A 3,721-nucleotide genomic window follows, 5' to 3' on the forward strand; every position below is an offset into this window, starting at 1 on the left:
CCGGCCCCGATCTCATCCAGGCCGATATGGCCTATGCCCGCATGATGTTTACCGCCGGCCGCTATCACGAGGCACGAGAAACATATGAAGCATTGCTGGGCGATCTCGCCGGTGATGCCCGCGGCGCAACGCTCGCTGCAAAACGTGACCTCATCGCCGCACTCGCCCGGACCTGGCTCAAACTCGGTGACACGGCGAAGGCGCAGGAGATACTGGCTTCCGCACTGAAAGACAGAGACCCGACGACATGGGAAAGCCTGCTCCGGGATGCCTATCTCGATGTCGCCATCGCACGTCACGAGATCGACGCCGCGCGCAAAATACTCGGCGCAACAATCACCGACCGTGAAAGGCGGCAACTCGCGGATGCCGCACTCAGACAAGATCAGGTTCAGACCGCTTTCGATCTGACCCGCGAGATTTTCTTCGCGGGCGAGAACATCACCATTGAGGATTGTGACCGGCTTGCTACCGCCGCCCTGCTGTTGAGCGAGGAAAATGAAGCAAACCGCATTCTCGCACCGCATCGGAACATCTGGGGCGGAAGCGCAAGAATTGCGGCAATCGCCTTTACGAGCGCCCCCGAGACAGAAACGGACAACATTTCCCCGGAAAGCCGGATGAGCGCCATTCTGGAAGCAAGCGATGACCTCATCACTCTCGCATCGGAACTCGCCACCGCCCCCTGACAAAAAAGGCGACCATTCGCATGGTCGCCTTATCCGGCCCTCGGACGTTCCGACTTTTCAGATTTTGTAACGAGCAAGCTCCGTGAGAAGAGAAGGGTCGATGCTCACCAGCGTATTGCTGCCGAGCGGTGCAATCGGAGCTATACCATGCGCGGCGAGATTGATCATGTCCGGCGCCTTGCCGGATACATCCCAGAACGCTGTGAAACGCTCCAGAAACTTCTGCACCTTCTCAGGGTTCTTCAGATCCTCAATAGGGAATCTCTCTTCAAAATAGGAAACCTGCTTGTCAATATTGGTCTGCGCGAATTCGTCCGGCAGGCCGAAAGCAGTTCGCACCACTTCCGCCAGCGCCGGGTCGCCCAGCACCTCATACCAATTGTCGATACCGGGCGCCATGCGCTGGAAGTAGAGCGCCAGCCGCACACCCTGATTGCTCTCCCCCGCCTGAATTTCCAGCTCCTGCTGCATATAACGCAGGACTATCTTTTCAACATTGGAGGTGATGAGCATGTTGAGATTGCCGGTCTCGGCAAAGCCGAAGGCCGTTGCGATTTCCTTGAACCGGCTGTCCGTCAACAAGTTCGCCATGGATTTGGGATCTTTGACCCCGCCGTCAAATACCTTCTTCATCAGGCCCTTGGCATAGATTTGCTCTTCAAGGCCGAAGGCTTTCATCGCAAAGGTGTAAAGCCTGTAATCATTCATCAGCTCATCGCCCGACGAAACCTTGGCGATGTTCTCGCGGAAATAGGCCGCTTCCCGCTTGATGAAGTTCTGGTTGCCGATCGCCTCGATACGCGCGCTCATATTCTGCGAGGTGATCCTGTAGTCGAGAAAAGTTGTCATGGACACGCCTCCGCCAGCGGTCGTATGGCAGGCGTATCCCCCAGAAGCCGCTCCTCATAGGCAAGGACGGATTTCAGCTCGCGAAGCGCAGCATAGAAGTCGCCGTTTTCCACAAGCCCGTCGATGCGCGAAAGCGTATCCAGCACCTCGGCATTCTCCAGTGCATAGCGCAACTGCCCCATCACCGTGTTGTAATGCAGCTTGTGCCTCTCGACATTTTCCGCATCGATCAGCATGAGCTGGATAACGAAATAGACATGCTGCGTCGGCGTCTTCACATCAGCAGGATCGAGAATGTCAGGGCCGCGGATGACATGGGCGTAGTTTTCAACGCTGATGGTCGCCCGCTGCGACTTGCAGGAGATCACGGCACCATTGATAACGCATTTGTCACCATGAAGAAGGCGGATGTTCAGTCCCATGGGTTCAATCCCTCGCTCAACATTCAGGACGATGCGCTAAGGCCTGCGATCATCGCCTGATTGACCTCGATAAGACCGGAAACCGGCGCGTCACCGCTATGGATGCTGGACGATTCTCGCTCTACCCATATCGCGAGTGACAAGAGGCCCGCCTTGAGTTCGTTTGGCATCTGGTTGCTAGGATCAACGACATCGCTTGCAAGAGCGGCCCAAAGGCGGCGGTTTTCCAGCACTGCCCTGTGAAAGAATTCGGTGCGGCTCTCCTCCTTGTCCGCCAATCGAAGCTGATCGGTCACGCGCTCAAAAATGCGTCGTTCCATATCGCGTGGCGCAACAATTTCCTCTTTTGTCTCTTTATAGGCATTGATCTGGCGCATTCAGCCTTCTCCCGCGAAACCGCCTGCATTGGCGCATTGGCATCGACGCTAGAAGACGATGTTTAAGCGGGGTTTTAAGGTTGGCCCGCAAAGAAGAGCGCAGATGGTGTCCCGATCAAGGACGCTGGAGGCGCCGCCCGCCACATTCTGCCGCCTGGCGAATCTTTCGCTCAAGAAGTGTGAGTGCATGGGACACGATGAGATTTCGCATCTCATCAGGTTCCATCGGTTCAAAGCGGCATTCTTCTACCTCTACCGGCTCGCCTCTGAGGCCATACCCGAAGATCACACGGCCGACAGGGTTGCCATCTTCATCCTCTGCCGGCCCGATCACACCGGTGAGCACAAGCGCAATATCCGCCAATGATCGCTCCAGCGCCCCTTCTGCCATGCGCCGCGCTATCTCCGGTTCGACACTTCCGATTTTCTGCAGCAACTCACGCTGGACGCCGAGCGCAACCGCTTTCTGATCTTTCGTGTAAACGACAAAGCCACCTTCCAGGGCCGTTCCCGCCCCTTCCGCACCTGAGAGAAGCGTGCAAACAAGGCCGCCACTGCAGGATTCCGCCGTGACGAGCGACATCTTGGCCGACGTCAGAAGGTCCATGACGGTGGTGGCTTGTTTGATTGTCTCCTCACTCAGCGTTGGTCCGCCCACTTCAGCCTCCGGCAAGGTCGCTGCTATCCGGGTCCAGCAACGAAAATGATGCTTCCGCATCAACGGACGGGGGCGGGTGAGCGTTCCATCACAAGCGCGCGGCGAGGGTACCGTTTCGGGCTGGCAAGCGATCTAGGGCTTCTGCCCGTAGGAGCCGAATTGTTCGGCGACGCGGGCCATCTCTGCATCATCGAGCAGAACCGGCCCGCCAATGGCGAGCGTGCCGTAATAAATGGCCGCCTGTTCCTCGATCTCTTCGGCAATCACCAGCGCCTGTTGAAGGCTCGGCGCCACCGCTATCTGTCCGTGATTGGCCATGAGCGCGCCATACTGCCCTGACAGCGTCTCGCAGACCAACACCGCAAGCTCCTCAGTGCCGAAGGTCGCATAAGGCGCCACCGGCACTGTCGGCCCGCCGCTCACCGATACCATGTAATGCAGCGAGGGAATGGGACGGTTCGCACAGGCAAGCGTCGTTGCAAAGCGCGAATGGCAATGCACCACGGCATTCACATCCGGCCGAAGCTGCAACAGCTTCACATGCATCCGCCACTCGCTTGAAGGCTTCATGCCCTCAGGATTGTAACGGCCTTCCGCGTCCATACGCACAATATGCTCGGGCTGAAGCCGGGAAGGCGGAACGCCTGAGGGCGTGACCAGCATGTCCGACCCCAACCGCGCCGAGACATTGCCCGACGTGCCCCGGTTGAGGCCCCGCGCGTCCAT

Annotated in this window: 6 protein-coding genes; 1 reads left to right on the forward strand and 5 read right to left on the reverse strand. The window is 58.0% G+C overall.

Going from position 1 to position 3,721, the window contains the following annotated elements; genetic code table 11:
• Positions 1–689 (forward strand): hypothetical protein (locus WBF74_RS09975; protein WP_424438965.1); only part of this gene is annotated, 689 nt, incomplete at its 5' end.
• Positions 690–746: 57 nt separating this feature from the next.
• Here the strand turns inward: WBF74_RS09975 and WBF74_RS09980 are convergent.
• The 5 genes from WBF74_RS09980 to WBF74_RS10000 form a co-directional block, all read right to left on the reverse strand.
• Entirely contained in the window at positions 747–1,538 is a 792-nt protein-coding gene (locus WBF74_RS09980; protein WP_424438968.1) for a DUF1217 domain-containing protein, read from the reverse strand.
• Entirely contained in the window at positions 1,535–1,960 is a 426-nt protein-coding gene (locus WBF74_RS09985; RefSeq protein ID WP_424438971.1) for a flagellar biosynthesis repressor FlbT, read from the reverse strand. Before WBF74_RS09985 ends, WBF74_RS09980 begins: the two co-directional genes overlap by 4 nt.
• Before the next feature lie 23 nt (positions 1,961–1,983).
• Complete coding sequence (flaF, locus tag WBF74_RS09990; RefSeq protein WP_424438974.1) at positions 1,984–2,337, reverse strand: flagellar biosynthesis regulator FlaF; 354 nt, start codon at positions 2,335–2,337, stop codon at positions 1,984–1,986.
• A gap of 115 nt (positions 2,338–2,452) precedes the next feature.
• Positions 2,453–2,944: a CinA family protein gene (locus WBF74_RS09995; protein WP_424438977.1), complete on the reverse strand. Its 492-nt coding sequence runs from the start codon at positions 2,942–2,944 to the stop codon at positions 2,453–2,455.
• Positions 2,945–3,127: 183 nt separating this feature from the next.
• Positions 3,128–3,721, reverse strand: a 594-nt coding sequence (locus WBF74_RS10000; RefSeq protein ID WP_424438980.1) for a class II aldolase/adducin family protein, incomplete at its 5' end; no start/stop codon positions are given.

Origin of the sequence: Parvibaculum sp. (genome assembly GCF_049672805.1) — a bacterium.
In the GTDB taxonomy this organism is placed as follows: domain Bacteria; phylum Pseudomonadota; class Alphaproteobacteria; order Parvibaculales; family Parvibaculaceae; genus Parvibaculum.